Origin of the sequence: Coprococcus sp. ART55/1, from assembly GCF_000210595.1 — a bacterium.
Classification (GTDB): Bacteria; Bacillota; Clostridia; order Lachnospirales; family Lachnospiraceae; genus Coprococcus; species Coprococcus aceti.
On the sequence record NC_021018.1, the window covers coordinates 3,062,986 to 3,065,889 of the forward strand.

2 protein-coding genes are annotated in these 2,904 nt (G+C 38.1%); both read right to left on the reverse strand.

Features of this window, described 5'->3' with window-relative positions; genetic code table 11:
* Window positions 1-702 precede the first annotated feature (702 nt).
* A complete protein-coding gene (locus CCU_RS13765) occupies window positions 703-993 on the reverse strand; it encodes a hypothetical protein (protein ID WP_055145554.1) in 291 nt (96 codons plus the stop codon).
* 181 nt (window positions 994-1,174) lie between these two features.
* A partial coding sequence (glmS, locus tag CCU_RS13770) for a glutamine--fructose-6-phosphate transaminase (isomerizing) (protein WP_208896313.1) occupies window positions 1,175-2,904 on the reverse strand: 1,730 nt, incomplete at its 5' end.

The following is a 2,904-nucleotide window of genomic DNA, read 5'->3' on the forward strand; positions in this document are numbered from 1 at the left end:
GCCTCAATATTGATAGTATTAAAAGTATAAACTAAATACGCGTCATACACTTTATTTGATGTTTAAACTTGAAAAAATTCTCTATACACCAATACAAAACACCACAAATATATCAAACTGATAACAGTCATACTTATCCATGTCAAAATTATTTTCAAACTTTTATTCTTGATATCCACTACACCATATGCAGTAAATATCCCGAGAAAAGCACTTACCATGTTTGCAACTATGCTGTACGTCGTGCTTGGCATTGCCTCAAGTATAAATTTGCATAGAAGTAGCATCATTTTATAGTCAATCAGAATCAACACCCCATATAAGAGTAAAAAGTATACACATTTTAATAGTGCTTTAATGTAACTTTTCTTAACCGATTTGTTAGATTCCTTTGAAGTATTCTTATTAGCAGGGCTATAATACAAAGCCATGCAGCATCTACATTTTACGGATTCTCCAGGGTTACAATATACTATATTTTCTATATCCGCATTCATTCAGCAGTATGGAAACAAAGTGAATAATCTGCGTCCAATGAGCCATCTGTCCGGCGGGCGTGAGCCACTATTCCGTTTTGCTATGAGCCATCATTCCGGTCACAATGAGCCACTTGTTTTATAATAGATTTATGCACATCTACTGTGTAAATCTATTATGAAGGAGGTCATCATTATGACCAAATATCGTGAAATCCTAAGATTATCAATCCCCATATTCCTCATCTTCTAAGCACTCATACATTATATTTTTAAATTTTTCCACTTTTCTTTTATTTTCCCCAGATACTTTTGCTTGGAAGTAATCCATATTTAGATACGATCCTTTTGCAATATATCTGCAATACTCATATATATATTCTGAATCACTAATAATATCATGATGATTTGTTAACATATTTATCAAATGTAAATAGCATATTACTGATTGCGAAAAGAAAACAGGCACTACTTGCCTAATATCATCAACTTTTGTAACTTCTCCTTTACCGTTCAAAATTTGGCTCTATCCATGAATCACCTATTTTCACCTTTATCTTTTTATCTTCATATTTATAATTCGGATTTATTCATCTTTCGTCACCTACTTTTACCTTCTCCTTCCATATTCATAATCTCTATATCCACCAATTGCCAGCCCACCGGGCTGGCAATTGCATATCACAATCTATTAATTTCTACTCCACTGTAACACTCTTCGCCAGATTCCTTGGCTTATCCACATCAAGTCCCCTGGCAACAGACACATAATATCCAAGTAACTGCAGTGGCACTACGGCCAGACTAGCAGCGAAATGTTCATCCGTCTTAGGAACATACACAGTGAATTCTGCTGTATCTTCTATTGAATAGTTACCAACTGTCGTAAGTGCCATAAGTGAGGCTCCACGACTCTTACATTCAACCATATTGCTGATAGTCTTCTCATAGAGCTCAGGCTGTGTCAGTGAACCAATTACAAGGATTCCATCCTCAATAAGGCTTATCGTTCCATGCTTCAATTCTCCCGCAGCATATGCCTCGGAATGTATATAGCTGATCTCCTTAAGCTTAAGGCTTCCTTCAAGGCAAATAGCATAATCTATGCCACGTCCCACAAAGAAAATATCCTGTGCATTTGCCTGCTTAGCAGCAAACCACTGTATTCTCTCCTTATCTTCAAGAATCTTATTAATCTTATCAGGTATAGTCTCGAGTTCCGCTATATAATCCGTATACTGTTCATCTGTAATCTGTCCACGAACTCTAGCAAACTCAATTGAAAGCATATATCCAGCAATGAGCTGTGCGCTGTATGCCTTAGTAGTTGCAACCGCAATCTCTGGACCAGCCATAGTATAGAACACATTATCAGCCTCACGCGCAATCGAAGAGCCTACAACATTCACTATACCAAGAGTCTTTACTCCCTGATTCTTTGCAAGACGAAGTCCTGCAAGAGTATCGGCAGTCTCGCCCGACTGGCTGACAACAATAACAAGATCATTCTTGTTGAGTATTGGCTTTCTATATCTGAATTCTGATGCAAGTTCTACACGAACTGGGATTCTAGCGAGATCCTCCATAACGTACTGTGTTACCACTCCTGTATGATACGCAGAACCACAGGCTACAATGATAACCTGTGAAATGTTCTTAATATCATCCTCACTGAGTCCTACATCACTAAGATCTATTCTGCCATCCTTCATCTTAGAATTCATAGTATCCTGAATAGCCCTTGGCTGCTCATGAATCTCCTTCATCATAAAATGCTCGTATCCGCCCTTCTCTGCAGCTTCAGCATCCCACTTAATCTCAACAAGATCTTTCTGAATTTCATCTCCATCAAGATTATAGAATGTAGCCTTTCCATCAGCCAGACGTCCAAGCTCCATATTGCCAATATAATATACATTTCTTGTATACTTCAATATAGCCGGCACATCTGAAGCAATATAGCAGTTACCATCAGCAACACCTATAATCATAGGACTGTCCTTTCTGGCAACATATATTTCATTTGGATACTCTTCAAACATCATAGCAAGTGCGTAGGAACCACGAATTCGAACCATTGCATGATTAATTGCATCTACAGGGGTATGCTCATACTTCTTGTAATAATAATCAACAAGCTTTACCGCAACCTCAGTATCTGTTGAAGAATAAAATGAATATCCATTCTTCATCAGCTTGGCCTTCAATTCCTGATAATTCTCAATAATACCATTATGTACACCGACTACATTGCCATCATCACTTGTATGGGGATGTGCATTTGTCTCTGATGGCTCACCATGTGTCGCCCATCTGGTATGACCAATACCACATGTACCAAATACTGCATGTCCCGCATCAGTCTTCTCTATGAGTCCTTTCAAACGCCCCTTGGCCTTAACTATCTTGATATTCGAATCATTGTCCC